At 65.4% G+C, this 23,738-nt stretch carries 25 protein-coding genes and 3 pseudogenes; 24 read left to right on the forward strand and 4 right to left on the reverse strand.

What is annotated here, in order from left to right:
• The 4 genes from C664_RS18625 to C664_RS20470 all read left to right on the forward strand — a co-directional run.
• On the forward strand, window positions 1–1,011 hold a 1,011-nt coding region (locus tag C664_RS18625; RefSeq protein ID WP_004292366.1), incomplete at its 5' end, for a 2-oxo acid dehydrogenase subunit E2.
• A gap of 10 nt (window positions 1,012–1,021) precedes the next feature.
• Window positions 1,022–2,803, forward strand: coding sequence for a dihydrolipoyl dehydrogenase (gene lpdA / locus C664_RS18630; protein ID WP_004292367.1), 1,782 nt, complete (start codon window positions 1,022–1,024; stop codon window positions 2,801–2,803).
• A gap of 142 nt (window positions 2,804–2,945) precedes the next feature.
• The gene (locus C664_RS18635; RefSeq protein ID WP_004292368.1) at window positions 2,946–3,215 is read left to right on the forward strand and encodes a DUF4160 domain-containing protein; all 270 of its coding nucleotides are present in this window, start codon (window positions 2,946–2,948) and stop codon (window positions 3,213–3,215) included.
• Window positions 3,208–3,456: a DUF2442 domain-containing protein gene (locus tag C664_RS20470; RefSeq protein ID WP_004292369.1), complete on the forward strand. Its 249-nt coding sequence runs from the start codon at window positions 3,208–3,210 to the stop codon at window positions 3,454–3,456. Before C664_RS18635 ends, C664_RS20470 begins: the two co-directional genes overlap by 8 nt.
• A 201-nt stretch (window positions 3,457–3,657) precedes the next feature.
• Here C664_RS20470 and C664_RS18640 read toward each other — a convergent pair whose 3' ends face one another.
• Window positions 3,658–4,233: a GrpB family protein gene (locus C664_RS18640; RefSeq protein ID WP_004292370.1), complete on the reverse strand. Its 576-nt coding sequence runs from the start codon at window positions 4,231–4,233 to the stop codon at window positions 3,658–3,660.
• A gap of 274 nt (window positions 4,234–4,507) precedes the next feature.
• Between C664_RS18640 and C664_RS21295 the strand changes: the two are divergent.
• From C664_RS21295 to C664_RS18710, 16 genes and pseudogenes are all read left to right on the forward strand, one after another.
• Window positions 4,508–4,970 (forward strand): annotated as a pseudogene (locus C664_RS21295) (flagellin N-terminal helical domain-containing protein); the annotation flags it as partial.
• Window positions 4,971–5,332: 362 nt separating this feature from the next.
• On the forward strand, window positions 5,333–6,751 hold the full coding sequence (locus C664_RS21300; protein WP_443080701.1) for a flagellin: 1,419 nt from the start codon (window positions 5,333–5,335) through the stop codon (window positions 6,749–6,751).
• A gap of 162 nt (window positions 6,752–6,913) precedes the next feature.
• Entirely contained in the window at window positions 6,914–7,171 is a 258-nt protein-coding gene (locus tag C664_RS18650; protein ID WP_004292372.1) for a type II toxin-antitoxin system Phd/YefM family antitoxin, read from the forward strand.
• Window positions 7,161–7,439, forward strand: coding sequence for a Txe/YoeB family addiction module toxin (locus C664_RS18655; protein WP_038012447.1), 279 nt, complete (start codon window positions 7,161–7,163; stop codon window positions 7,437–7,439). The genes C664_RS18650 and C664_RS18655 overlap by 11 nt, the downstream gene beginning before the upstream one ends.
• Before the next feature lie 151 nt (window positions 7,440–7,590).
• A pseudogene (locus C664_RS21305) lies at window positions 7,591–8,065 on the forward strand (flagellin N-terminal helical domain-containing protein); the annotation flags it as partial.
• 161 nt (window positions 8,066–8,226) lie between these two features.
• Window positions 8,227–9,792 carry a flagellin gene (locus C664_RS21205; RefSeq protein ID WP_443080702.1) on the forward strand — a complete coding sequence of 522 codons (1,566 nt, stop codon included), beginning with the start codon at window positions 8,227–8,229 and terminating at the stop codon, window positions 9,790–9,792.
• Between the two features lie 84 nt (window positions 9,793–9,876).
• Entirely contained in the window at window positions 9,877–10,317 is a 441-nt protein-coding gene (locus C664_RS18665; protein ID WP_004292375.1) for a flagellar protein FlaG, read from the forward strand.
• 70 nt (window positions 10,318–10,387) lie between these two features.
• The gene (gene fliD, locus C664_RS18670) at window positions 10,388–11,764 is read left to right on the forward strand and encodes a flagellar filament capping protein FliD (RefSeq protein WP_004292376.1); all 1,377 of its coding nucleotides are present in this window, start codon (window positions 10,388–10,390) and stop codon (window positions 11,762–11,764) included.
• Between the two features lie 21 nt (window positions 11,765–11,785).
• Window positions 11,786–12,208, forward strand: coding sequence for a flagellar export chaperone FliS (fliS, locus tag C664_RS18675; protein ID WP_004292377.1), 423 nt, complete (start codon window positions 11,786–11,788; stop codon window positions 12,206–12,208).
• 10 nt (window positions 12,209–12,218) lie between these two features.
• Window positions 12,219–12,548 (forward strand): flagellar protein FliT, encoded by a 330-nt coding sequence (locus tag C664_RS18680; RefSeq protein ID WP_004292378.1) that lies wholly within the window; start codon window positions 12,219–12,221, stop codon window positions 12,546–12,548.
• A 37-nt stretch (window positions 12,549–12,585) separates the two neighbouring features.
• On the forward strand, window positions 12,586–13,710 hold the full coding sequence (locus tag C664_RS18685) for a flagellar hook-length control protein FliK (RefSeq protein ID WP_004292379.1): 1,125 nt from the start codon (window positions 12,586–12,588) through the stop codon (window positions 13,708–13,710).
• The gene (locus C664_RS18690) at window positions 13,703–14,044 is read left to right on the forward strand and encodes an EscU/YscU/HrcU family type III secretion system export apparatus switch protein (RefSeq protein ID WP_004292380.1); all 342 of its coding nucleotides are present in this window, start codon (window positions 13,703–13,705) and stop codon (window positions 14,042–14,044) included. Before C664_RS18685 ends, C664_RS18690 begins: the two co-directional genes overlap by 8 nt.
• Before the next feature lie 85 nt (window positions 14,045–14,129).
• On the forward strand, window positions 14,130–14,909 hold the full coding sequence (locus C664_RS18695; protein ID WP_038012453.1) for a flagellar brake protein: 780 nt from the start codon (window positions 14,130–14,132) through the stop codon (window positions 14,907–14,909).
• 11 nt (window positions 14,910–14,920) lie between these two features.
• Window positions 14,921–15,706, forward strand: coding sequence for a flagellar brake protein (locus C664_RS18700; protein ID WP_004292382.1), 786 nt, complete (start codon window positions 14,921–14,923; stop codon window positions 15,704–15,706).
• 44 nt (window positions 15,707–15,750) lie between these two features.
• Window positions 15,751–16,011: a DUF6364 family protein gene (locus C664_RS18705; protein WP_004292383.1), complete on the forward strand. Its 261-nt coding sequence runs from the start codon at window positions 15,751–15,753 to the stop codon at window positions 16,009–16,011.
• Window positions 16,008–16,442 (forward strand): TA system VapC family ribonuclease toxin, encoded by a 435-nt coding sequence (locus C664_RS18710; protein ID WP_004292384.1) that lies wholly within the window; start codon window positions 16,008–16,010, stop codon window positions 16,440–16,442. Before C664_RS18705 ends, C664_RS18710 begins: the two co-directional genes overlap by 4 nt.
• Before the next feature lie 93 nt (window positions 16,443–16,535).
• Here the strand turns inward: C664_RS18710 and fliE are convergent, their stop codons facing one another.
• From fliE to C664_RS18725, 3 genes are all read right to left on the reverse strand, one after another.
• Entirely contained in the window at window positions 16,536–16,859 is a 324-nt protein-coding gene (gene fliE / locus C664_RS18715; RefSeq protein WP_038012450.1) for a flagellar hook-basal body complex protein FliE, read from the reverse strand.
• A gap of 84 nt (window positions 16,860–16,943) precedes the next feature.
• Complete coding sequence (locus C664_RS18720) at window positions 16,944–18,425, reverse strand: sigma-54-dependent transcriptional regulator (protein ID WP_004292386.1); 1,482 nt, start codon at window positions 18,423–18,425, stop codon at window positions 16,944–16,946.
• On the reverse strand, window positions 18,422–19,642 hold the full coding sequence (locus C664_RS18725; protein WP_004292387.1) for a sensor histidine kinase: 1,221 nt from the start codon (window positions 19,640–19,642) through the stop codon (window positions 18,422–18,424). Before C664_RS18725 ends, C664_RS18720 begins: the two co-directional genes overlap by 4 nt.
• Before the next feature lie 131 nt (window positions 19,643–19,773).
• Here C664_RS18725 and fliF point away from each other — a divergent pair, with 131 nt between their 5' ends.
• The 4 genes and pseudogenes from fliF to C664_RS18745 all read left to right on the forward strand — a co-directional run.
• On the forward strand, window positions 19,774–21,477 hold the full coding sequence (gene fliF, locus C664_RS18730; RefSeq protein ID WP_004292388.1) for a flagellar basal-body MS-ring/collar protein FliF: 1,704 nt from the start codon (window positions 19,774–19,776) through the stop codon (window positions 21,475–21,477).
• Window positions 21,474–22,475, forward strand: a complete 1,002-nt coding sequence (gene fliG, locus C664_RS18735; RefSeq protein ID WP_004292389.1) for a flagellar motor switch protein FliG — start codon at window positions 21,474–21,476, stop codon at window positions 22,473–22,475. The genes fliF and fliG overlap by 4 nt, the downstream gene beginning before the upstream one ends.
• A gap of 27 nt (window positions 22,476–22,502) precedes the next feature.
• On the forward strand, window positions 22,503–23,324 hold the full coding sequence (gene fliH, locus C664_RS18740) for a flagellar assembly protein FliH (RefSeq protein WP_004292390.1): 822 nt from the start codon (window positions 22,503–22,505) through the stop codon (window positions 23,322–23,324).
• Window positions 23,321–23,738, forward strand: a pseudogene (locus tag C664_RS18745) (flagellum-specific ATP synthase FliI); the annotation flags it as partial. The gene fliH and the pseudogene C664_RS18745, both read left to right, overlap by 4 nt.

Genomic DNA, 23,738 nt, shown 5'->3' on the forward strand with positions numbered 1-23,738 from the left:
GCCCCGCTGGCCGACGGCAGCCCCGCTGCCAGCGCCCCGGCGGCGATGCCGGCTGCCGCGCCGTCCGCCGTCAAGGTCGGCGGCAAGGTGCACGCCAGCCCCTCGGTGCGCGCCTTCGCCCGCGAGCTGGGCGTCGATCTCGGTCAGGTCAGGGCCACCGGTCCGAAGGGTCGCATCCTCAAGGAAGACGTCGCCGCCTTCATCAAGGGCGCGATGACGACCGGCGTGGTCCCGGGCAAGACCCCGGCTGCGGCCGCCGGCGCAAGCCTGGGCGGCGGCCTTGATCTGCTGCCGTGGCCGAAGGTCGATTTCGCCAAGTTCGGCGAGGTCGAGGTCAAGCCGCTGTCGCGCATCAAGAAGATCTCCGGCCAGAACCTCGCCCGCAACTGGGTGATGATCCCGGCGGTGACCTACCACGAGGATGCCGACATCACCGACCTGGAAGCCTTCCGGGTGCAGATGAACAAGGAATATGAGAAGTCGGGCAAGAAGCTCACCATGCTCGCCTTCATCATCAAGGCCTCGGTGCGTGCGCTGCAGGAGTTCCCCGAGTTCAACACCTCGCTCGACGGCGACAACCTCGTCTACAAGAAGTACTTCAACATCGCATTCGCGGCCGACACCCCGAACGGCCTGGTCGTGCCGGTGGTGAAGGACGCCGACAAGAAGAGCGTGTTCGAGATCGCTTCTGAGACCGGCGCGCTGGCCAAGAAGGCGCGCGACGGCAAGCTCGGCCCGGCCGACATGTCCGGCGCCTGCTTCACGATCTCGTCGCTGGGCGGCATCGGTGGCACCTACTTCGCCCCCATCGTCAATGCGCCGGAAGTCGCCATCCTGGGCGTCAACAAGTCGGTGATGAAACCGGTGTGGGACGGCAAGCAATTCGTGCCGCGCCTGACGCTGCCGATGTCGCTGACGGCGGACCACCGCGTCATCGACGGCGCGCTGGCCACCCGCTTCAACGTGTACCTCGCGCAACTGCTGGCGGATTTCCGCCGCGTGATGCTGTAAGGAGATCGCCATGAGCCTAGTTGAAGTGAAGGTTCCGGACATCGGCGATTTCGATTCCGTGCCAGTCATCGAGCTGTTCGTGAAGGTCGGCGACAGCATCAAGATAGACGACGCGATCTGCACGCTCGAATCCGACAAGGCGACGATGGACGTGCCGTCCTCGGCCGCCGGCGTGGTCAAGGAAGTGCTGGTCGCGGTCGGCGACAAGGTCGCCGAGGGCGCGGTGCTGCTGAAGGTCGAGTCAACGACTGCCTCGGCAGCGACCTCGGCAGAGGCGCCCACCCCGACCACCGCTGCGCCGGCAACTGCCTCGGCGGCGGTCGCTGCGCCTGCCGCCGCCGCGCACAGCGGCGGCGCCGATGTCGAATACGACATGGTCGTGCTCGGTGCCGGCCCCGGCGGCTACTCGGCGGCATTCCGCGCCGCCGACCTCGGTCTCAAGACCGCGATCATCGAGCGTTATGCCAGCCTCGGCGGCGTGTGCCTGAACGTGGGCTGCATTCCGTCCAAGGCACTGCTGCACGTCGCTGCGGTCATCGAGGAAGCCGAGCACGTCGACACCGCCGGCATCAAGTTCGCCAAGCCCACGGTGGACGTCGACGCGCTGCGCAAGCACAAGGATGGCGTCATCGGCAAGCTCACCGGCGGCCTGGCCGGCATGGCCAAGGCGCGCAAGGTCGACGTCATCCGCGGCTACGGCCACTTCCTCGACCCGCATCATCTCGAGGTCGAGGAAACCACCGGCACCAGCCAGGACAAGACCGGCGCCAAGAAGGTGGTGAAGTTCAGGCAGTGCATCATCGCCGCAGGCTCGGCCGCGGTGCACCTGCCCTTCATTCCGAAGGACCCGCGCATCGTCGATTCCACCGGCGCGCTGGAGCTGCGTCAGGTGCCGGGCAAGATGCTGGTCATCGGCGGCGGCATCATCGGCCTGGAAATGGCCACGGTGTATTCCACGCTGGGCGCGCGCATCGACGTGGTCGAGATGATGGACGGCCTGATGCAGGGGCCGGACCGCGACGCCGTCAAGGTGTGGGAGAAGCAGAACGCCCACCGCTTCGACAACATCATGCTGAAGACCAAGACCGTCGCGGTCGAGGCCAAGGAAGACGGCCTGTGGGTGAAGTTCGAGGGCGACAAGGCGCCTGCCGAGCCCGTGCGCTACGACATGATCCTGCAGTCGGCCGGCCGCGCGCCCAACGGCAAGAAGATCGGTGCCGACAAGGCGGGCGTCATCGTCGGCGAGCGCGGCTTCATCCCGGTGGATGCGCAGATGCGCACCAACGTGCCGCACATCTTCGCCATCGGCGACATCGTCGGCCAGCCCATGCTCGCCCACAAGGCGGTGCATGAGGCGCACGTCGCGGCCGAAGTCGCTGCGGGCCATAAGGCCGCTTTCGACGCCACCGTGATCCCGGGTGTCGCCTACACCCACCCCGAAGTGGCCTGGGTCGGCTACACCGAGGCGCAGGCCAAGGCCGAAGGCAAGAAGGTCGAGACCGCCAAGTTCCCGTGGGCGGCCTCCGGCCGCGCCATCGCCAACGGCGCCGACTACGGCTTCACCAAGCTGATCTTCGACGCCGAAACGCACCGCGTCATCGGCGGCACCATCGTCGGCCCCTCGGCCGGCGACATGATCGGCGAGATCTGCCTGGCGATCGAGATGGGCGCCGACGCGGTCGACATCGGCAAGACCATCCACCCGCACCCGACCCTGGGCGAGACGGTGGGCATGGCGGCCGAAGTGGCCCACGGCAGCTGCACAGATCTGCCGCCGATGCGCAAGAAGTAAGCGCGAAGGCAGCAGGACATCGTCAGAAGAAACCCGCCGAAAGGCGGGTTTCTTGTTTTCGCAACAAGGATTCGCATATTGCTTCCAAGCTACAAATACCCCATCCTCCATCGAAAGGAACCTGGACTCTGGAGCGGGTCTCATGCCGATACTCTCTATCTTCTTCGGCATCGTCGTTCGAATGTGGCACGACGACCATCCGCCGCCCCATATCCATGTGGAGTATCAAGGATTCGAGGCGCTGGTCGACGTCACAACAGGAGAGGTACGCGAAGGACGCCTCCCCTCAAAGGCTGCAACCCTCGTCAGGGAATGGTGTCTCCGTCATAAGGACGAACTGATGCAAAACTGGGAACACGCACAGCGCTTCGAACCCATGGAGCGCATACCGGGAGCAGACCAAGATGATTAAGATTCTGCGCGTACATAACGTCGACAAGTTCGCGCTTTCCGTCGAGTTTTCCGATGGGCTTGAAGGGCTGTTTGACGGTGATGCACTCCTTTCGCGCACAGGTCCTTTGCTGGATCCACTACGAAACTCGGACTACTTTGCGCGTGCCTTCGTCGACGCAGGGAGTCTTTGCTGGCCGAACGGCCTCGAACTCTCCGCAAAACGCGTACGAGAGCAATGCCAAATGCTTCAGACGAGTTGACCGCAGAACATGATGCTGTCGCTGTTTAAGTCGCGGTAAGTCATCAAGCCACGTTCGACGCCACACCGGACGAGACGGTGGGCATGGCGGCCGAAGTGGCCCACGGCAGCTGCACCGACCTGCCGCCGATGCGCAAGAAGTAAGTACGAAGGCAGCAGGACATCGTCAAAAGAAACCCGCCGAAAGGCGGGTTTCCCTTTTTCAGCGGGTGGATTCCCGCCGCACGGCATCCATCACACGCCGGACGAAACCCGTCTTCGCCTTCGAATACGCCACCCGGTCATCCGGGTGCCTCTCCGCAATACGACGCTTCAGCGCGTCGTACTCGCGCGCCGCCTCGGGATGCGCGCGGAGGTAGTCGCGGAACAGCAGACGCTCCCATTCCGACGAGCGCGCTTCCAGACAATGGATATGGTGCGTGCGATGCCCCTCGGCGTCGCGCTTGATGAACCAGGCGTAGGCGATGCCCGGCAGGCCGCGCTCGGCATCGCGCCAGAAGAACTCGTAGCCAAGCGGGGTCAGGATCGGTGCGATGCGCTGCGCCACCACGGCCAGCGACGGAACCTCGACCATCATGTCGATGATGGGCTTCGCCGCCAGCCCCGGCACCGCCGTGCTGCCGAAGTGCTCGATGCGACCAACCAGCTCCGACGGCAGCAGGCGGCGCAGTTCGGCCGCCTCGGCCTCGAAACGCGCCGGCCACGTGGGGTCGTAGGGGACGATGTCGATGCGTTCCTGCAATGCCCGCTGCACCTGCGCCGCCGCTTTTGCTTTCATCCGCCCGCCCCCACATCTCGCACATGAATACCAGCTGCATTGTGCCGGCAAACACCGGCAATCGCCCGCTGCACCGCCGGCAAAACTGGCAAGACTTGCCGGAAAGCGGCAACAGCTTGCCGGCAGCCAACTGATTTAACAGCGCTTTTCAGCGCAGAACACACCTGGCACGGCTCTCGCTTATATGCCCTCGAGAGCTCGGGCACCGGCCATCGCCGGCCAGCAAGAAGATGACCCGAGCCCAAATCGAATCGGACATATCAGGAGATTCAAAATGGCACAGGTCATCAACACCAACATCGCTTCGCTCAACGCGCAGCGCAACCTCAACACCTCTCAGGGCTCGCTGGCGACCTCGCTGCAGCGGCTGTCCTCCGGGCTGCGCATCAACAGCGCCAAGGACGACGCCGCCGGTCTGGCGATCTCGGACCGCATGACCTCGCAGATCCGCGGCCTCGACCAGGCGCGGCGCAACAGCAATGACGGCATCTCACTTGCCCAGACGGCCGAAGGCGCCCTGCAGGAATCCGGCAACCTTCTCCAGCGCATTCGGGAACTGGCGGTGCAATCGGCCAATGCCACCAACTCGGCTTCCGACCGTCTGGCTCTGCAATCGGAAGTCAACCAGCTGATCTCAGAGCTGGACCGAATTTCCGAATCCACCAGCTTCAACGGCTTGAAGCTTCTGGACGGCTCATACACGGCCCAGACCTTCCAGGTCGGTGCATTCTCCCGTGAAACGATCTCGGTGAATATTGGCGCCGCAACTGCAGATCGACTGGGCATCAACAAGGTCAACACCAACAACGAAGAACTGGGCATTGCCAACGCAACCAATACTGCGACTGGCGTCGCAATCAGAAGCTCCCTCGCCCAAGCCGCCACGCTCGCGGATGCGCGTAACGCGGCCTCTCCCGCTCAAACGCTCTCGGTAACCGATGGGAGTGGCGCCACCACGCCTTTCGCCGTCACTGCCGGCGACAGTGCTTTCGACATTGAGGTGACTCTCGGCGGTACGTTGACAACGACGCCCACCTACCTCGAAAACTCGATCCCCCTGAAGTTTGACAATCCCACATCATGGGACGCGGGTGACACGATGGTGATCGCATTCGGCGATGCCGACGCCGCTGTGAACACGATCACGATCACGGCCGGCGCCACGCCGAATTTTCTTAGCGACCTTAGCCGCGACATCTTGGGAGCGACGCTCACCGCCCCAAACACGATCACACCCAACCCTGACGGGAACTTCTTGTTCTCCACCGGAGACTCGGGTCGAAACGTCGAGATCGCGGTCAGTTTCACAGGCGGTGCAAGTGCGACGACCACCTACGGCCCCAATAGCCTGTCCTTCAATGGCGCAGGCGCGCTCGTCCAGCGCGCCGCTGCGACCTTCAGCTTTGCCGATGCGGACGACGTCGTCTCCGTTACGTCGAATCTCGGCCAAACGGCGGGCGGCGTCCTCTTCGCAGCAGCAAATCAAAACGGCGCCGTGGGCATCGCTGACACAAACAGCTCAGCGGGCAACAACATTGCGCAGCAGGAGTTGACGATCAAGGGACAGGTCGATGCCACGATCACGATCGCTGAGAATGCAACGGCCAGGCAGATTGCCGCAGGGGTCAACGCAGTCGCCAATCAGACCGGCGTGCAGGCCAGTGCCCGCACCTTGGCGCAGATCGGTAACCTTTCCGCCGACGGCGTGGTTTCTTTCGCCCTGAATGGGGTGGATATCTCGGCCGCCATCACCACGACAGACTTCTCGAACCTTGCCGACGCAATCAACGCGAAATCAGGGAACACCGGCGTGACGGCAATGCTGAGCGTTGATAAGGCATCGCTGATCCTCGAGAACAAGGCAGGTGATGATCTTCGCATCGAGAACTTCACCAGTTCCGCTGCAAGGTCCGACGCAGCCGTCGTACTCGATGTTGCTGGCCTTAAAAGTGTTCCAGATGGCGAAGCGCTGAATGAGCGGATAATCTCTGGCCCGGGCGGAGAAACCCTGCAGGTGTCTGGCGTCCCCACACGTGTCCTCGACAGCGGGAATGACAACAGTGACCCTGACTCGGTCGTTGTCGGCGGCGAACTCGAGTTCAAGAGCCCGGGCAACTACTTCAGCATTTCAAGCAGTGTTGCGGCAGAAGATGGCGGCCTCTTCGCGGGCGCAGCAGACCAGTTGCAAGCCGGCGAACTGCAGGATGTCAAATCGATCAACGTATCAACCGTGGCTGGCGCCACTCGCGCCCTGGACATCCTCGACGGCGCGCTGGCCAAGGTGAACGGCATCCGCGCCGACCTCGGCGCCGTGCAGAACCGCTTCGAAGCCACCATCTCCAACCTGCAGATCAACAGCGAAAACCTGTCCGCCGCGCGTAGCCGCATCCGCGACACCGACTTCGCCGCCGAAACGGCCAACCTCACCCGCGCGCAGATCCTGCAGCAGGCCGGCACGGCCATGCTCGCCCAGGCCAACGCCCTGCCCAACCAGGTGCTGAGCCTGCTGCAAGGCTAAGCCACGCCCGCCTGACCGATTCGAGCCTGTGCCCTAACCGGCCTTTGCCCCGCGGCATGCACATGCCGGCGGGGCTTTTTTTCGTCAGCCCATCCGCCTTGTGAAGCGGCATGTCAGCCGCTAAACTTGTTCCATTAATAGCACAACTCAAGGAGGCTAACCATGCGTGTAGTGAACTTCTCCGAGGCGCGCAATGGCCTCAAACACGTCATCGATCAGGTCGTCGACGATGCGGACTACACCGTCATCGCCCGCCGCGATGCGCCCGATGCCGTGCTGATGTCGCTCGACACCTTCAACAGCCTCATGGAAACCGTCCACCTGTTGAAGTCCCCGGCCAACGCCGCACACCTGGCCCGCTCGATCGAACAATACCGCCAAGGCAACACGGCGCAGCGGGAGCTGCGCGATGCCGACTGAGCACAGACTGTTGCAACTCACCTGGACCCTCGCCGCTTGGGAAGACTACGAATACTGGCAGGGGCAGGACCGGAAGACGCTGAAGCGCATCAACACGCTCATCAAGGACTGCCTGCGCCACCCCTTTGAAGGCATCGGCAAGCCGGAGCCGCTCAGGGAGAATCTCTCGGGCTTCTGGTCGCGCCGCATCGACGACGCCCATCGCCTCGTGTACTGCGCTGAAGGCGAGTCGCTGGTCATCATCGCCTGCCGTTACCACTACCAGTAGGCCACACGCTGCCCGGTGGAAAAACCCCTAAAGAAATTCCACTGCCACCCGTTAATGGGTTCAACGGCACACAGATCACGCAACAATCGGTTGTCCGAGAGGGCGTTCAGGCCGGGTAATTCGAAGTTCTTCCATTCTTCAGGAGAAGATCATGGCTGCAGTCATCAACACCAACGTCCAGTCGCTCAATGCCCAACGCAACCTGAGCTCCTCGCAGTCCTCGCTGGCCACCTCGCTGACCCGCCTGTCCTCCGGCCTGCGCATCAACAGCGCCAAGGACGACGCCGCCGGCCTCGCCATCTCCGACCGCATGTCGGCCCAGATCCGCGGCCTCAACCAGGCCGTGCGCAACAGCAACGACGGCATCTCGCTGGCGCAGACGGCAGAAGGCGCGCTGTCCGAATCCGGCAACATCCTGCAGCGTATCCGCGAACTGGCCGTGCAGTCGGCCAACTCGACCAACTCCGCGTCGGATCGCCAGTCGCTGAACTCGGAAGTCAACCAGCTCGTCTCCGAACTCGACCGTATCGCCAACACCACCAGCTTCAACGGCCTGAAGCTGCTCGATGGCTCCTTTGCCGCGCAGACCTTTCAGGTTGGTGCCGATGCGCGTCAGACCATCAATGTGAACGTTGGTGCTGCAACGTCGGAGCGCCTTGGTATCAATAAAGTCAGTTCTAGTAACGAGGTCAACGGGATCACTAACGCAACGGGTAATGGCTCGGCTGTTTTTGTCGAGTCTCGCATAGCAACTGGCACCACTGCGGCGCTCGCGTTCACGGCAGCCATGCCTGCCCAGTCGATCACCGCGAAGAACCAGGACGGCGACATTGGTACCGCTGCTATCGCTGGGACTGAACCCGATCTTGCTACTATCGCCGCGAAGATCGGCGGAGGTAGCGCCACAGTGACGTATCAATCCACAAAGGCGACACTGGATCTCACTGGACTTACGGTAGCCACCGGCGGTGGAAACGTTGCGGCAACCTCCGACCTGACGTTCACGCTGAATACCAAGAGCATCGACGTTAAATTCGTCGACGGGGCTGGCACTAAAGCAGAGCAGGTTGCTGCAGCAATCAACACTGCGGGGGTAACTGGCCTGAAGGTCGGCATTGATGGTGAAAAGCTCACCCTCACCGTTGATGGCGGGACCGCTGACAGCTCGATCTCCATCGACAGTTTTTTGCTTGCTGATGCGGCGACCGGATCTGTCAACTTCGAAGGCAAAACTATTAGCGCAAGTGGCGATGATGCTGCGGTAAAGACCGCCGCATTCTCAGTCAATGTCGATCCCGCCTCTTTTACCGGTCTAAGCGCGGGCGATACCATCGTTTCCGTGCAGTCGAGCATCAGCAACGCTGACGGCGGTTTGTTTGCCGGTGCTGCATTCGCCAACGCAGCGCTTGCCTTCGGCAATGCCAACAACGTCAATGGGAATAACGTCGGAGAGCAGACGCTGACGATCAACGGTCAAGTAACAAAGGCCGTCGATGTCAAGGAGAACGCATCCGCCGAAGACATTGCAGCAGCTGTCAATGCCGTGGCAAATGAAACCGGCGTGGAGGCCACCGCATTCAACAGCGCGACGCTTAGCGGCCTTTCGCAGGATGGCGTCGTGAGCTTCAAGCTTAACGGCGCTGATATCTCCGCCAACCTCTCCACGAAGGATTACAGCAATCTGGCGGACGCGATCAACTCAAAGAGTGGCGCGACCGGAATCACTGCGAAGCTCAGCGTAGACAAAACTGCGCTGACACTGACCAATGAGACAGGAGCGAACATCGAGATCTCGGATTTCGGGAGCTCCGTAGCCAAGGATACCAACCCTGTTTCCATGCGTGTGGCGGGTGCCACGGGCGCCGCAGCACTACTGACCGACACGGGTGATACGGCGACTGATCAGGATTCGACGGTGATCGGTGGTACCGTTGAATTCAAGTCTCCCGGTGGCTATTTCAGTGTCTCGAGCAGCGTGGGCCAGGAGGACGGTGGCCTCTTTGCAGGCAATGCAGATGAACTGAAGGCCGGGGAGAATCAAGCGGTTAAGAGCATCGATATTTCCACGGTTGAAGGCGCTACGAAGGCTCTAGATATCGTCGATGGCGCGCTCGCCAAGGTGAACAGCATCCGCGCCGACCTCGGTGCCGTGCAGAACCGCTTCGAGTCGACCATCGCCAACCTCAACACCTCGACCGAAAACCTGTCGGCCGCTCGCAGCCGCATCCGCGACACCGACTTCGCTTCGGAAACCGCCAACCTGACCCGCTCGCAGATCCTGCAGCAGGCCGGCACGGCAATGCTGGCCCAGGCCAACGCCCTGCCCAACCAGGTGCTGAGCCTGCTCGGCTAAGCGGCTAGCGTCGTAAGGCCACTTGGCTGATCCGGGGCGCAGGGCGACAATGCTCTGCGCCCCTTCTTGCTTGAGGAGTACGACATGAACGTGCAACCGACCGGCACCACGGCAAACATGCTGGCCGTGACGCCGCCGCCCTCCTCGTCACCCACCTCGCCGACCGGCGAACGGGGTGCCGACGCGCTGGCCGCCAGTTTGCGCCGCAGCGAAGCGCAGGCGGGCAGCGGCACCGCGATGCCGGTGGACCCGATGCAGGCGGTGAGCGCCACCGAGCGCAGCAACAAGGCCGAACCCGACAAGCGCAAGCAGGTCGAAAAGGCGGTAGACGACGTGCAGCGCTTTGTGGAAACGATGAACAACAGCCTGCAGTTCAGCATCGACGACGATTCGGGCCGTACGGTGGTCAAGGTGGTGGACAAGCAGACCGACGAAGTGCTGCGCCAGATTCCGTCCGAAGAGATGCTGGACATCGCGCGCGCACTGGGCAAGCTGAAGGGCCTGCTGGTAGAGCAGAAGGTCTGATTCTTGCTTTTGCATCTGGACCGGCAAGGCCGGTTCGCATGCATAGAATGAGATTCACAGGAGAAACGTCATGGCTTCGTCCCTTTCCGTTGGTGGCCTGGGCTCCGGCATCGATGTCAGCGGCATCGTCGGCCAGCTCATGGAGATCGAGCGGCAACCGCTGTCCGCCCTCGACAAGAAGGAAGCCAGTTTCCAGTCAAAGATTTCGGCTTTTGGCTCGCTCAAGAGTTCGCTGTCCACGCTGCAGAACGCCATCGCCGGCCTCAAGCTACCGGTGGGTGGCAACGCGCTGGATTTCTACTCCACCTACAAGGGCACGTTGTCGGACGAAGGCATCGCCAGCATCACCGCCGGCGACGGCACGGTGCCGGGCAATTATTCGCTCGAAGTCACCCAGCTGGCGAAGGAAAACCGCCTGATTTCTGCCGCGGGCGCCAGCATCGGCACCGGCGAGTTGACGATCTCGCTCGGCTCCGCCGACGGCTCGACCACGACCAAGAGCACCACGGTGAGCATCGGCAACGGCAGCCTCACGGCCGTGCGCGACGCCATCAACGGCGCCAACGCCGGCGTGACGGCCGCGGTGATCAACGGCGATGCCGGTCCGCAACTGGTGCTGACCGCCAACGAGGGCGGCTCGAAGCAGTTCATCAGCCTGTCGGGCGTGAGCGGGCTGAACTACTCGCCCGCCACGCCCACCGCCAACTTCACCGAACAACAGGCGGCGCAGAGCGCGCTGATCAAGCTCAACGGCGTGACGATCGAGTCGCAGAGCAACAAGGTGACGGACGCGCTGGAAGGGGTGACCATCGACCTGAAGAAGGCGACCGAGGCCGACACACCGGTCACGCTGACGCTGACGCGCGACACGTCCAGCATCAACAAGGCGCTCGAGAAGTTCGTGAGCGCCTACAACGAATACAACACCCTGGTGCGCGACCTGGGCGGCTACAACGCCAGCACCGAGAAGGCTGGCACCCTGCTGGGCGATTCGGCGCTGCGCGGCGCGGACGGCAAGATGCGCTCGATGCTGTCGAGCGTGCCCGCCGAGCTGGCGGGGATGGACAAGAAGACGCTGTCCGACATCGGTATCTCCATCCAGAAGGACGGCAGCCTGAAGCTGGACAGCGCCAAGCTGGACAAGGCGCTGGCGGCAGATTTTGCCGGCGTGGCCAAGGTGGCGGCGGGCTACGGCCGCTCGATGGACGGCATCATCACCGGCCTGATCGGCTCTGAAGGCATGATCACCGGCAAGACGACCGGCCTGCAGGATTCCATCACCGGCATCGGCAAGCAGCGTCAGACGCTGGAGCGCCGCCTGGAGAGCATCGAGGCTCGCTACAAGGCGCAGTTCACCGCGCTGGACACCCTGGTGTCGGGGATGATGCAGACGAGCAATTATCTTGAACAGCAGCTCGCCTCGCTGGCCAACCTCAACAAGAAGTAAGCGTTTACAGAGGTCAAGATCATGTTTGGTAGCTCCTTTGGCCGCGCCAACGCCTATGCCCGCATCGGCGTGGAAACCGGCGTCAGCACGGCAGACCCGCATACACTCATCCTGATGCTGTACGACGGCGCAGTGATGGCGGTGACTGCGGCCGGTGTGGCGATGGACAACAAGCAGATTCCGGTCAAGGGGGAGAAGATCTCCAAGGCGATCGAGATCATCACCAACGGCCTGAAGGTGAGCCTGGACATGAACGCCGGCGGTGAGCTGGCCGAGCGCCTGGCCGCGCTGTACGACTACATGGCCGACCGCCTGCTGTATGCCAACCTGCACAACAACCGCGCCGCGCTTGACGAGGTGAACGGGCTGCTGTGCAGCCTGCGCGACACCTGGCGCGAAATCAGCCCCGGCAAGACGGCCGCCGCGACTGCGGCGAGCGCCTGAGGACACACGGATGCAAACCGAACTCGCCACCCTCAGAACCCTGCTCGCACGCTATGAAGCCATGCTGGTGCTGGCGGAGCAGAACGACTGGGACGCCATGACCGGACTTGAGCAGGAGTGCGAAGCGCTGCGCGCCAGCCTGCAACGTGCCGGCGACCTGAGCGCGAACGCCCGCGCCGAAGACCTGCCCGCCTTGCGCGATACGCTGCAGGCCATCCTCGAGGTGGACGCGCGCATCCGCGAGCACACCGTGCCCTGCCTCGAGAGCACCCGGCAACTGCTGGCCGGTGCGGTCAAGCACCGCAACGTCCGCAACGCCTACGGCGCCGGACTCGGCTAGCCCTCGGCCTGGCCACCGCCGGCGTGCCTGACTCGCCATGATCCCCGCCGACCTCGCCGCCCGCCTGCGCCTCATCAACGAGGCGAGCTTCTTCAACACCGAGCCGCCGGTCGCCGGGCTGCAGCGCGCGCGCGAGATCCAGGCGCAACTGCCCGAGCTGGTGCCGGGCCAGCGCTTCTTCGCCACCCTGCAGCGCACGCTGCCCGATGGCACCTTCCGCGCGATCGTGGCGGGGCAGCAGATGACGCTGTCGCTCAACACCGCCGCCAAATCCGGCGACACGCTGGAACTGGAAGTCTCGCAAGTCACCCCGCGCGCCGTGTTTGCGCGAATCGTCGGCGCAGAGACGGCGGCGAACGCGAACGCCTCGGCCCAGCCGGCGCTGAGCCAGACCGGGCGGCTGATCAGCTTCCTGCTCACCGGGCAGCCCACGCCGCAGCCGGCAAGCCTTGCCGCCAACCAGCCCCTGCTCGCCTCCCCGCCCACCAGTGGTGCCCAGCTCGCGCCGCTGCTGCGTCAGGCGCTGGGACAGAGCGGTCTGTTCTACGAGTCCCATCAGGCTCAGTGGGTGATGGGCGCACGGGACACCGCCAGCCTGATGCGCGAGCCGCAGGCACAGGCTGCCGCCGCACAGACGGCGACTGGCCGGCCCGCCGGCACGCCCGCCCCTGCGACGTCGACGCCACAGACTGCGGCGCCCAACGCCCAGGCCGCTGCAGCCGAAGGCGGCGAACACGCCGGCGCCGCCTCGCGTGCCGCGACGGACGAAGCTGCGCCGGTGCGCGCCAACCCGATCCCGGAACGTCTGCTGCCGCTGGTCCACCAGCAGCTCGACGCGCTGGCCACGAACCAGTACGTGTGGCAGGGCCAGGCCTGGCCGGGGCAGCAGATGGAATGGGTCATCGAAGATCCCGAGCGCGACGGCCGCGAGGGCGAAGCATCGGACCCCGGCTGGAACACCACGCTGCGCCTGACGCTGCCCCGGCTGGGCAACATCGAGGCCCAGATGCACCTGACCGCCGCGGGTGTTGCGCTGCGCCTGCGTACCGACGACGAGACCACGATCGCCGCACTCGACGCCAACGCCGCCGCCCTGGCCTCCGCGCTCGAAGCCGCCAACGTCAAGCTGACCGGCCTGGTCGTGGAGCGCCAGCATGAGTGACGCCAAGTCCGGCCGCAGCGAAGCCGTCGCCCTCGCCTACACGGCCGGCGAGGCCGCGCCACGCGTCGTCGCCAAGGGCAAGGGGGTGGTGGCGCGCGAGATCCTCGAACGCGCACGCGAGGCCGGCGTGTATGTGCATGAGTCGCCCGAACTGGTGAGCCTGCTGATGCAGGTCGACCTCGACGCCCGCATCCCGCCCCAGCTCTACATCGCCGTGGCCGAGCTGCTGGCCTGGCTGTACCGCGTCGAGCAGGGCGGCGAGGCCGGCCCGGCGCCGGCGGCGCACGATCTGCCGGAATCCCTGCGCCCCCGAGGGGCGAATGCGCCACAGTGAGGCACGCGCGCGGCGAGTCGTGCTATAAGCACCGTCGAACTCAATGATGCACGGCGCGATGCGCCGCAACGCCACCCCACCCTTCATGGCGATCGAACAAGAGCTGACCCGCGTCGAACTGCTGCAGGCCGACGACGTCTCGAAATACGTACTGAAGAACGAACGCGAGATCCTGTCCATCATGCGGCAGCTCGTCGACGCCCGTTCGCTGCTCAGCGCGCGGCTCGTGCCCGGAACCGACGCCTTCCTCAGCGCCATCCTGCGCGTCGCCGACGACGGGCGTTCGCTGATTCTCGACGGCAGTCCCGACGTGTTGATGAACGACCGCATCGAGCAGGCCGCCCAGCTCGACTGCGTGACCCAACTCGACAAGGTGCGGATCCAGTTCCGTCTCGAGCGGCCCGTGCTGGAAGCCTTCGGCAGCACGCCGGCATTCCGCGCCCCGCTGCCGGCCGAGTTGCTGCGTCTGCAGCGGCGGGAGTTCTATCGCCTGCAGGCGCCCGTCACGCAGTCGCTTACCTGTACCGTGCCGCTGCCCGAAGACGACGGCAACGCACGCGAATTGACACTGCGCATCATCGACATCAGCGGCGGCGGCGTGGCCATTGCCGTTCCGCCCGAAGGCGTGACCTTCGCGCCGGGAAGCGAATTCACCGGTTGCCAGATCCGGCTGCCCGACAGCGCGCCGATTCCCGCGCGCCTTGTCGTGCGCAACCTCTTCCGCCTGACAACCCGTAACGGCATCGAGATGCTGCGCGCAGGCTGCCAGTTCTCGGGCATGCCACGCGGCGCCGACGAGGTGATCCAGCGCTACATCCTCAAGATCGAACGCGAACGCAGTGCGCGCCAGCGTGCCCTGGGCTGATCCGACACACCATGACCATGAACGCCGAGAACACACCGGCCCCCATCGACGCCGAAATCCACGACGACACGATCGCGAAGTTCGTCCTCAGCGGTCGCCGCCAGGTCCGCCAACTGCTGCAGGAGATCATCGACCACCACGCGCTCATCGGTGGCCATTTCGGCAATGGCGGCTCCTTCCTGACCGCGCTGCTCGAACTGTCGGACGACGAGGATACCCTCACCCTCGACGCCAGTCCCGACGCGGCCACCCACCGCCGAGTCCTCAGCGCGCCCAAGCTCGTGTGCGTGACGCAACTCGACCGCATCCGTATCCAGTTCGTGCTGCGCGATCTGGAAGAAGGTCACGAGGACGGGCGCACGGTGATCTACGCGCCGGTTCCGGACGAAATACTCCGCCTGCAGCGTCGCGACGCCTTCCGTCTGCCGGTGCCGCTGAGCCATGCCGCTACCTGTGTGATCCGGACCAAGGGCGTCGCCGAACCGACCGTAGAGGTGGTCGGCCGGCTACTCGACATCAGCGTGGGCGGCATCGCCCTGCAGGTGCCAACCGACATCGTCGAGTTCGTGATCGGCAGCCAGCTGGAAACGTGTCAGCTGCGACTGCCCAACCTCGACCCCATCCCGCTCCAGCTGCGCGTGTGCAATATCAGCCGCCAGGAACAACGCAGCGGTGCGCAGATGCTGCGTATCGGCCTGTCCTTCGCCGACCTGCCCCGCAGCGCCGAAAACGCCATCCAGCGCTACATCTTCAACACCGAACGCGAGCGCAACGCACGGGAACGCGGTGGGCTGTAAACACTCTGGTACTCTATGCAGAAATCTGCATCAGGAGTTCAGCCATGAGAACCACGCTCGACATTGACGACAACCTGCTCAAGCAGGCCAAGCAACTGGCAGCGCGCGAACACACCAGCCTGACTCGCTTGATCGAGGAAGGCCTGGCTGCCCGTCTGCGCAGTACTGAACGCCCGCCCGCCGAACCGGCCCGCATCCGCTTGCCGGTGTTTGCCGGACAGGGCGGGCTCCAACCGCACATCCGGGACGCCAAGCGTCACGAGGCCATACTCGACGCGCTCGACTACGTGGACGGCGTGCGGTGACGCCCGACGTCAACATCCTCGTCGCCGCCTCGCGGCAGGACCACCCGCATCACACGTCTGCCCTCGCCTGGCTCGAGCGGGCGATCGCGAACAGTGAAAGCGGCCCAGCCCTCGCGCTGCTCCCCATGGTCGCGACCGGCTTCCTGCGGCTGGTGACCCATCCGCGGGTCTTCGTAACCCCCACGCCGCTTGAAGACGCCCAGGCATTTCTCGATGCCGTCCTCGCGGCCCCAGGCGTCAGCATGGTCTCACTCGGTGGCGAGTGGGCACACTTCACTGCGCTGTGCGCCCGTCACAGTCTGTCGGGTAACGCCATCCCGGACGCCTGGATCGCGGCGGCGGCACAGCACCATCACCTGCATGTGGTGACTTTCGACAAGGGCTTTCGCAAGTTCCTCAAGCCCAGCATGGTCACTGTGCTCAAGGGCTGACCCACGCACTGATCGGCGGGCTGCCTGCAAAAAACGAAGGGCGCAAAAAGCGCCCTTGATGATCAGATACCTACATCGAAAACCGCGCGAATCTCAGACCGGCATGTTCATGATGTCCTGATACGCGGTAACCAGCCGATTCCGCACCTGCACCATCTGCTGGAAGGACAGGCTTGCTTTTTGCAGGTTGACCATCACGTCCTGCAGATTGACGTTGGGGTCGCCGGCGGAGAAGTCCTGCGCCATCTGGCGCGCTTCGGACTGCGCGGCGCTGACGTCCTTCAGCGCATCGTTGAGCACATCCGCAAAGTTGACGCCGCCCGCCGCCTGTCCGGCCGCATCCGCAGGCTTGCCTTGGGCAGTCTGGGATACCGAGCGCAGTTCGCTCAACATCTGGTCGATTCCACGGGTGTCCATGCTCATTCCCCGGCCTTTGCGTTTCTGTTGACGTCAGTCTAGCAGAGCAAAGCCCATGCCACCTCCCCGTGTGCGCCCTGCCCGTCACACATCATAGCCTTCGTCGCGGTACTGCTGCAGCTTGTAGCGCAGTGTTCTCTCCGAAATTCCCAGCTTTTCGACGGTCTTCTTGCGTGATCCACCCATTTCACGCAGCGTGGAGAGGATGTGTTCGCGCTCGAGGTCCTTCATGTTGGCTGGCCGTGCAGCCAGTTGATCCTGCGCCGGAGCGCTTGCCGGAGGGGGCGGCACCGCAAGAGAAGCGGCAAAGCTTGCCGCGAAGGCGGCAGGATTTGCCGGATGGACGACCGCTGCCGCAGGCGGGGTCGCCGCAAATGCGGGAACCACCGGCGGCGGGGGCGCAACGGCCGATTCGGTCTGCGCCGCCGATGCGCCGCTCCAGTGCGGCAGGCACAACCGGATCGTTTCCGGACCGACGCTGTCGCCCGGCGTCAGGATCAGCACGCGGTGCAGCGTGTTCTCCAGTTCGCGCACGTTGCCAGGCCACGGGTAGCACGCCAGCAGCGCCTCGGCCTCGGGCGACAGCCGCGCCGGGCGCTTGAGCCGCGCGGCATGCTGGGCGAGGAAGTGTCGGGCCAGCGGCACGATGTCGCCCGGACGCTCGCGCAGCGCAGGAATGGCGATGGGAAACACGTTGAGGCGGTAGTACAAGTCCTCGCGGAAGCGTCCGGCCGCCACCTCCTTCTGCATGTCGCGGTTGCTGGTGGCCAGCACGCGGATGTCGAGCGCCACCGGCTTCTTGCCGCCGACACGCTCGACCTCGCGCTCCTGCAGCACCCGCAGCAGCTTGGCCTGCAGCCCGAGCGGCATCTCGGAGATTTCGTCGAGCAGGATGGTGCCGCCCTGTGCCTGCTCGAACTTGCCGGGCTGCGAGGCCTGGGCACCGGTGAAGGCGCCCTTCTCGTAGCCGAACAGCGTGGCTTCCAGCAGGTTCTCGGGAATCGCCGCACAGTTGATGGCGATGAACGGGCCTGCGCTGCGCGGCGAGTGGCTGTGGATGTAGCGCGCGAAAACTTCCTTGCCGGTGCCGGATTCGCCGGACAGCAGCACGGTGGCATCGGTCTCTGCCACACGCGCCGCCAGTCCCAGCAGGTTGCGGGTGTGCGGATCTTCGGCCACCGTGTCCTCGGCCGCGGGTGGTAGCGCGGCATAGCGACGCACGTTCTCCAGCAGCACCTCGGGCTCGAAGGGCTTCATCAGGAAGTCGCAGGCGCCACCGCGCATCGCCGCCACCGCCTTGTCCACGTCGCCGTAGGCCGTCATCAGCAGCACCGGCAACTGGGGCTGGCGCAGGCGGATTTCGTGCAGCAGCTCGAGGCCATCCATCGGCTGCATGCGCAAGTCGGTGACGACGAGGTTGAAGCGCTGGCGCTCGAGCTCGGCCAGCGCGGCCGGTCCCCCATCGACACCGGTCACGGCATGGTGGGCCATCTCCAGCGTGAAACACACGGCATCGCGCAGCGCGGCGTCGTCCTCGACGACGAGGATGTTGAGTTGTTCGATCATGACAGCGGTGGTGAGGTCGGTTCGGTCGAAGGACTGCCTGCCGGCGCATTGAGCGACAGCGGCAGGCCCAGCGTGAAGGTGGAGCCCTGCCCCGGCGCGGAGCGCAGCAGGATGTCGCCGCCATGGGCACGCGCGACCCCACGGGCGATCGCGAGGCCGAGACCCGTGCCTTCGGCGCGGGTGGTGAAGAAGGGTTCGAACAGGCGTTCCTGCAGCTCGGGGGCAATGCCACGCCCCTCGTCGCTGACCTCGAAGCGCACCGCGGCCACACCCAGGCCGCTTGCGGTCGCCGGCAGCAAGGCAACGTCGAAGCGGACACGGCCGCCGGCCTCACTGGCCTGGATGGCATTCTCGAGCAGGTTGGTCAGCGCGCCGCCGAGCGCCTTGCGGTCGCCGACGAGTTCGGTGTCGCGGCAACCGCAGTGCGCCTCGAAGACGATCTGCCGCGCCTTCGCCAGCGGCTCGAGGGTATGCACCAGCTCCGCCGCCAGGTCGCACACGCCGAAGCGCTGCCGGCCCAGGCTGTCGCCACGGGCGAAGAGCAGCATGTCGCGGATCAGGCGCTCGAGGTAACGCAGGCGTTCCAGGGCGCGGTCGGCGACGCTGGCGCGCTGAGCGGGGTCGAGTTCGGGCTGGCGCAGGTTGCCGGTATAGAGCAGCGCAGCCGCCAGCGGGGTGCGCAACTGGTGCGCGAGTCCGGCCACCATCTCGCCCATCGCGGCGAGGCGCTCGTTGCGCTCGGAGGCGAGGCGCATGCGGTGGGTGTCGGTGATGTCGTGCAGCAGCACGATGCGCTCGTCGCCCGACTCCAGCGCCGATTCGGACACCGACAGGCGCCGCGGCTCTTCGCCCCCTGCCCCGGCCTCCGGCACCAGCGTCAGTTCGCCCGGCGTCTCGGTGGGCTGCAGGCGCGCCCAGGCCGCCTGCCACGCCCTGCCCACCAGCGCGCCGCCAAACAGCGCCTCGGCCGCCCGATTGACCTGGACGACATCGCCCGCACGATCGACCACCACCACGGCCGCAGGCAGCGCCCCCATCAGCACCGTCAGCCGCTCGGTGAGCTGGCCGACCTGCGCCTGCAGCGCGTTGTAGGCGGTCGACAGCTCCTCCGAGGCGCGGCTGAACAGCGCGAAGGCTTCGGCCAGTTGCGCGGCATCGAGCGGCGCGGCTGGCGATCCGGCAGGAGATTGGCTGAGATCCGTATTCACGCCCTGCACTCTAGTCGTCGTTCGCGCTATGTTAGCCGGCAAACAGGCGGCAAAAAATGCCGCTATTCACATGACCATACTTGCGCGCGCCGCGTGACAATGCGTCCATCCGTAAAAGTGGACCCCAAGGACCCGCTGTCATGGCCACTGCCGAAAACACCGCCGAGATGCCCATCGGGGGCCAGCCCCCCGCGGAGCCGACTCGCCTGCAGCAGGCGCTGCAGAACATCACCGCCCTGTCGCAGCGCCAGAAGCTGGCTGCGGCCGGCGCCATCGCGCTGGCCATCGCCCTGATCGCCGCCGTGCTGCTGTGGAACCGCCCGCCCGAGTACGCCGTGCTGTTCTCCAACCTGGACGAACGCGACGGCGGCCAGATCATCAACGCGCTGCAACAGCAGAACGTGCCCTATCGCATGTCGCCGAACGGCAACGCGATCATGGTGCCGACCGCACAGGTCCACGAAACGCGCCTGCGCCTGGCGGCCGAAGGCCTGCCCAAGGGCGGGCTGGCGGGCTTCGAACTGATGGACGGGCAAAAGCTCGGCATCTCGCAGTTCAACGAGCAGATCAACTACCAGCGTGCGCTCGAAGGCGAGCTGTCGCGCACCGTGCAGGCCATCGCCGCCGTGGCCAGCGCGCGCGTGCATCTGGCCATGCCCAAGCAGACGGCCTTCCTGCGCGACGACCAGCGCCCCACCGCATCGGTGATGGTGAACCTGCGTCCGGGCCGCGTGCTGGACGAGAACCAGGTCGCCGGCATCGTGCATCTGGTGTCGTCGAGCGTGCCGCGCATGACGGCCGAAGGCGTCAAGATCATCGACCAGAACGGCAAGCTGCTGACCGTGCAGGGCGACCCGCTGATGCGCGCCGGGCTCAACGCCTCGCAGCTGCAATACGTACGCATGATGGAAGAAGGCTTCATCGAGCGCATCAACAACATCCTGATTCCGATCTTCGGCAAGGACAACTTCCGCGCCCAGGTCACGGCGGACGTCGATTTCAACCAGGTCGAGCAGACCGCCGAGACCTACAAGCCCAACCCTTCGCCCGACCAGGCGATCCGCAGCCAGCAGACCACCGAGATCATCAACCCGCTGCAGGGCCCGCAGGGCGTGCCGGGCGCGCTGACCAACCAGCCACCGGTGCCGGCCACCGCGCCGCTCACCGCGCCTGCCGTGGGCCCGGGCCAGCCGGGGGCGCAAGGTGTCAACAGCAGCAACCGCAGCGCGGTGCTCAACTACGAGCTCGACCGCAACATCCAGCACATCAAGCAGGCGGTTGGCCAGCTCAAGCGCCTCTCGGTTGCGGTGGTGGTGAACAACCGTACCATCCCCAGCCCCGAAGGCGCGCCGACCAACGTGCCGCTGACCGACGACGAGATCGCGCGCATCACCAACGTCGTGCGCGAGGCGGTGGGCTACAACGCCGACCGCGGCGACACCATCAACGTCGCCAACAACGCCTTTGCCGGCGGCGATGGCGAAGCCGTGGTGCCGCCGTGGAAGGATCCCGAGATGGTCGAGCTCGGTCGCGAGGCCCTGAACTGGCTGCTGGTCCTGATCGCGATGCTGCTGGTGTACTTCGGCGTGCTGCGTCCGCTGCTGCGCACCGTCGTGCCGCCGAAGGAGAAGAAGACGAAGGAAGCGCCCCTCGAACCGGGCCTCGCCGGCATCGAAGGCGAGGAAGGCGAAGAAGGCGTGGTCGTATCGTTGTCGCCGGAAGCCGAAGGCGACACCTACGAGACCCGCCTGGCCCGCGCCCGCGGGCTGGCACGCACCGATCCGAAGACGGTCGCCAACCTGATCAAGGAATGGATGGGCGTGACCGAGGAGGGCCGTAAGTGACGACACCCGAAGAAGGCCTCGAGAAGGCCGCCCTGTTGCTGATGACCCTCGGCCCAGATGAGGCGGCCGAGGTTCTGAAGCACCTCGGCCCGCGCGAAGTGCAGCGCATCGGCATGAAGATGGCGAGCATGCCGCCGCAGACCCGCAGCAAGGTCGATCCCCTGCTGATCGAGATGATCGACCACTTCGGCAAGGGCGCGCTGATCGAGTCGGACGAGGAACAGCTGCGCCTGATGCTGACCAAGGCACTGGGCGATGAGCGCGCCAGCCATCTGCTGGCGCGCATGATCCAGGGTTCGGACACGGCCGGCATCGAGAGCCTGAAGTGGATGGACGCCGGCACCGCCGCCGACCTCATCAAGAACGAGCACCCGCAGATCATCGCCACCATCCTGGTTCACCTCGAGTTCGACCAGGCCGGCGAGATCCTGAAGCACTTCAACGACCGCCTGCGCAACGACGTCGTGCTGCGCATCGCCACGCTCGACGGCGTGCAGCCCACTGCCCTGCGCGAGCTCAACGACGCGCTGACGCGCATGCTGGCCGGCGCATCGACGGTCAAGAAGGCCGCGATGGGCGGCGTGCGCCACGCGGCGGAGATCCTCAACTTCGTCGGCTCCGCACACGAGACGGCCGTCATCGACAACGTGCGCGACTACGATCCGGATCTGGCGCAGAAGATTCTCGACGAGATGTTCGTGTTCGAGAACCTCATGGACATCGACGACCGCGGCATTCAGACCATCCTGCGCGAGGTGCAGTCCGACTCGCTCATCGTCGCGCTCAAGGGCGCGCAGCCCGAACTGCGCGAGAAGATCTTCAAGAACATGTCGAGCCGCGCGGCCGAGATGCTGCGCGAGGACCTGGAGTCGCGCGGCCCGGTACGCCTGTCCGAGGTCGAGGCCGAGCAGAAGGAAATCCTCAAGATCGTCCGCCGCCTGGCGGAAGAGGGGCAGGTCATGATGGCGAGCAAGGGAGGCGACGATGGCTTCGTCTAAGGCCGCGGCCCGCAGGCGGAGCCGCGCGTGAGCATTTCTCGCCACCAGGCCGTCGGTGCCTACCAACGCTGGAAGCCGCAGGACTTCGATGCCCCGGAGGGCACGGTCGAGCCCGAAACGGAGGCCGCCCCGGCCCTTCCCGAGCCGCCTCCGGCGCCCGAACCCGAGCCCGAACTGCCGGCCTACGATCCGCTCATCGACCTCAAGCTGCCCACGGCCGAAGAGATCGAGCGCATGCATGAGGAAATCCGCGCCGCGGGTTTCGAGGAGGGCAAACGCGAAGGCCATGCCGAAGGGCTGGCCGCGGGCGAGCGCAAGGGCTACGCGGAAGGCAAGGCCAGGGCCGAGGCCGAAGCCGCGCGGCTGGCGGCGCTGGCCGACCGGCTCGATCAGTCGCTGAGCGGCATCGACCACGAAGTCGCCGAGGAGTTGATGGCGCTGGCCATTGAACTGGCACGGCAGGTGGTCCATCGCACGCTGGACGAACATCCGGAAGCCATCCTCGGCACCCTCCGCGCAGCCCTCCAGCAACTGCCACAAGGCCATGCCCAGATCCGGCTGCACCCCGAGGACCTCGCGCTGGTCCGCGAGCACATGGGTGAGCAGATATCGCACGGAGGCCATCGCCTGCAGGAAGACTTTGCCCTGCAACGCGGCGACTGCCGCATCGATACCCAGGGCGCGCAGCTCGACGCCACGCTCGAAACACGCTGGCGACGGGTGCTGGAGTCGCTGGGACGCGAGCACGCGCAGTTCGCGCCGCAGGATGCGGTCGCCCCCGACGGGATCGACGACAACGATGCCCGGGAAGACGAGCGCTCGGCCGGCGGCGACGGAGCCTCCGCATGAAGCACGGTGGCGAGCTGTGGCGCGACTTCCTGTCCGATGGCCGGCGACTGGTGGAGAACGCCAGCGCCTTCGAGGTCTCGGGCCGGCTCACGCGCATCAACGGCCTCGTCATGGAGGCCGCCGGCCTGAAGCTGCCCCTGGGTTCGGGCTGCCGCGTGCTCGTGCCGGGCGGCGGCGCGGTCGAGGCCGAGGTGGTGGGTTTCAACGGCGACAAGTTGTTCATGATGCCCACCGACGATGTCTTCGGCCTCGCGCCCGGCGCGCGCGTGCTGCCGATGGAGGTGGGCGTGCCACGGCTCGTGCCGGGCAAGCGCATCGGCCCGCGCCGGCGCGCTGCAGACCGCGCCAAGCACCTGCCCGTGGGCGAGGCCCTGCTCGGCCGCGTGGTCGATGGTGCCGGCCGCCCGCTCGACG

The sequence above is a fragment of the Thauera sp. 63 genome (assembly GCF_000310165.2).
Taxonomy (GTDB): Bacteria; Pseudomonadota; Gammaproteobacteria; order Burkholderiales; family Rhodocyclaceae; genus Thauera; species Thauera humireducens.

What these genes read in the sequence shown, in the direction of transcription:
- lpdA (WP_004292367.1), top strand. Translation starts at nt 1,022, where the DNA reads ATGAGCCTAGTTGAAGTGAAGGTTCCGGACATCGGCGATTTCGATTCC.
- C664_RS18635 (WP_004292368.1), top strand. Translation starts at nt 2,946, where the DNA reads ATGCCGATACTCTCTATCTTCTTCGGCATCGTCGTTCGAATGTGGCAC.
- C664_RS20470 (WP_004292369.1), top strand. Translation starts at nt 3,208, where the DNA reads ATGATTAAGATTCTGCGCGTACATAACGTCGACAAGTTCGCGCTTTCC.
- C664_RS18640 (WP_004292370.1), bottom strand. Translation starts at nt 4,233, where the DNA reads ATGAAAGCAAAAGCGGCGGCGCAGGTGCAGCGGGCATTGCAGGAACGC.
- C664_RS21300 (WP_443080701.1), top strand. Translation starts at nt 5,333, where the DNA reads ATGGTGATCGCATTCGGCGATGCCGACGCCGCTGTGAACACGATCACG.
- C664_RS18650 (WP_004292372.1), top strand. Translation starts at nt 6,914, where the DNA reads ATGCGTGTAGTGAACTTCTCCGAGGCGCGCAATGGCCTCAAACACGTC.
- C664_RS18655 (WP_038012447.1), top strand. Translation starts at nt 7,161, where the DNA reads ATGCCGACTGAGCACAGACTGTTGCAACTCACCTGGACCCTCGCCGCT.
- C664_RS21205 (WP_443080702.1), top strand. Translation starts at nt 8,227, where the DNA reads ATGCCTGCCCAGTCGATCACCGCGAAGAACCAGGACGGCGACATTGGT.
- C664_RS18665 (WP_004292375.1), top strand. Translation starts at nt 9,877, where the DNA reads ATGAACGTGCAACCGACCGGCACCACGGCAAACATGCTGGCCGTGACG.
- fliD (WP_004292376.1), top strand. Translation starts at nt 10,388, where the DNA reads ATGGCTTCGTCCCTTTCCGTTGGTGGCCTGGGCTCCGGCATCGATGTC.
- fliS (WP_004292377.1), top strand. Translation starts at nt 11,786, where the DNA reads ATGTTTGGTAGCTCCTTTGGCCGCGCCAACGCCTATGCCCGCATCGGC.
- C664_RS18680 (WP_004292378.1), top strand. Translation starts at nt 12,219, where the DNA reads ATGCAAACCGAACTCGCCACCCTCAGAACCCTGCTCGCACGCTATGAA.
- C664_RS18685 (WP_004292379.1), top strand. Translation starts at nt 12,586, where the DNA reads ATGATCCCCGCCGACCTCGCCGCCCGCCTGCGCCTCATCAACGAGGCG.
- C664_RS18690 (WP_004292380.1), top strand. Translation starts at nt 13,703, where the DNA reads ATGAGTGACGCCAAGTCCGGCCGCAGCGAAGCCGTCGCCCTCGCCTAC.
- C664_RS18695 (WP_038012453.1), top strand. Translation starts at nt 14,130, where the DNA reads ATGGCGATCGAACAAGAGCTGACCCGCGTCGAACTGCTGCAGGCCGAC.
- C664_RS18700 (WP_004292382.1), top strand. Translation starts at nt 14,921, where the DNA reads ATGACCATGAACGCCGAGAACACACCGGCCCCCATCGACGCCGAAATC.
- C664_RS18705 (WP_004292383.1), top strand. Translation starts at nt 15,751, where the DNA reads ATGAGAACCACGCTCGACATTGACGACAACCTGCTCAAGCAGGCCAAG.
- fliE (WP_038012450.1), bottom strand. Translation starts at nt 16,859, where the DNA reads ATGGACACCCGTGGAATCGACCAGATGTTGAGCGAACTGCGCTCGGTA.
- C664_RS18720 (WP_004292386.1), bottom strand. Translation starts at nt 18,425, where the DNA reads ATGATCGAACAACTCAACATCCTCGTCGTCGAGGACGACGCCGCGCTG.
- fliF (WP_004292388.1), top strand. Translation starts at nt 19,774, where the DNA reads ATGGCCACTGCCGAAAACACCGCCGAGATGCCCATCGGGGGCCAGCCC.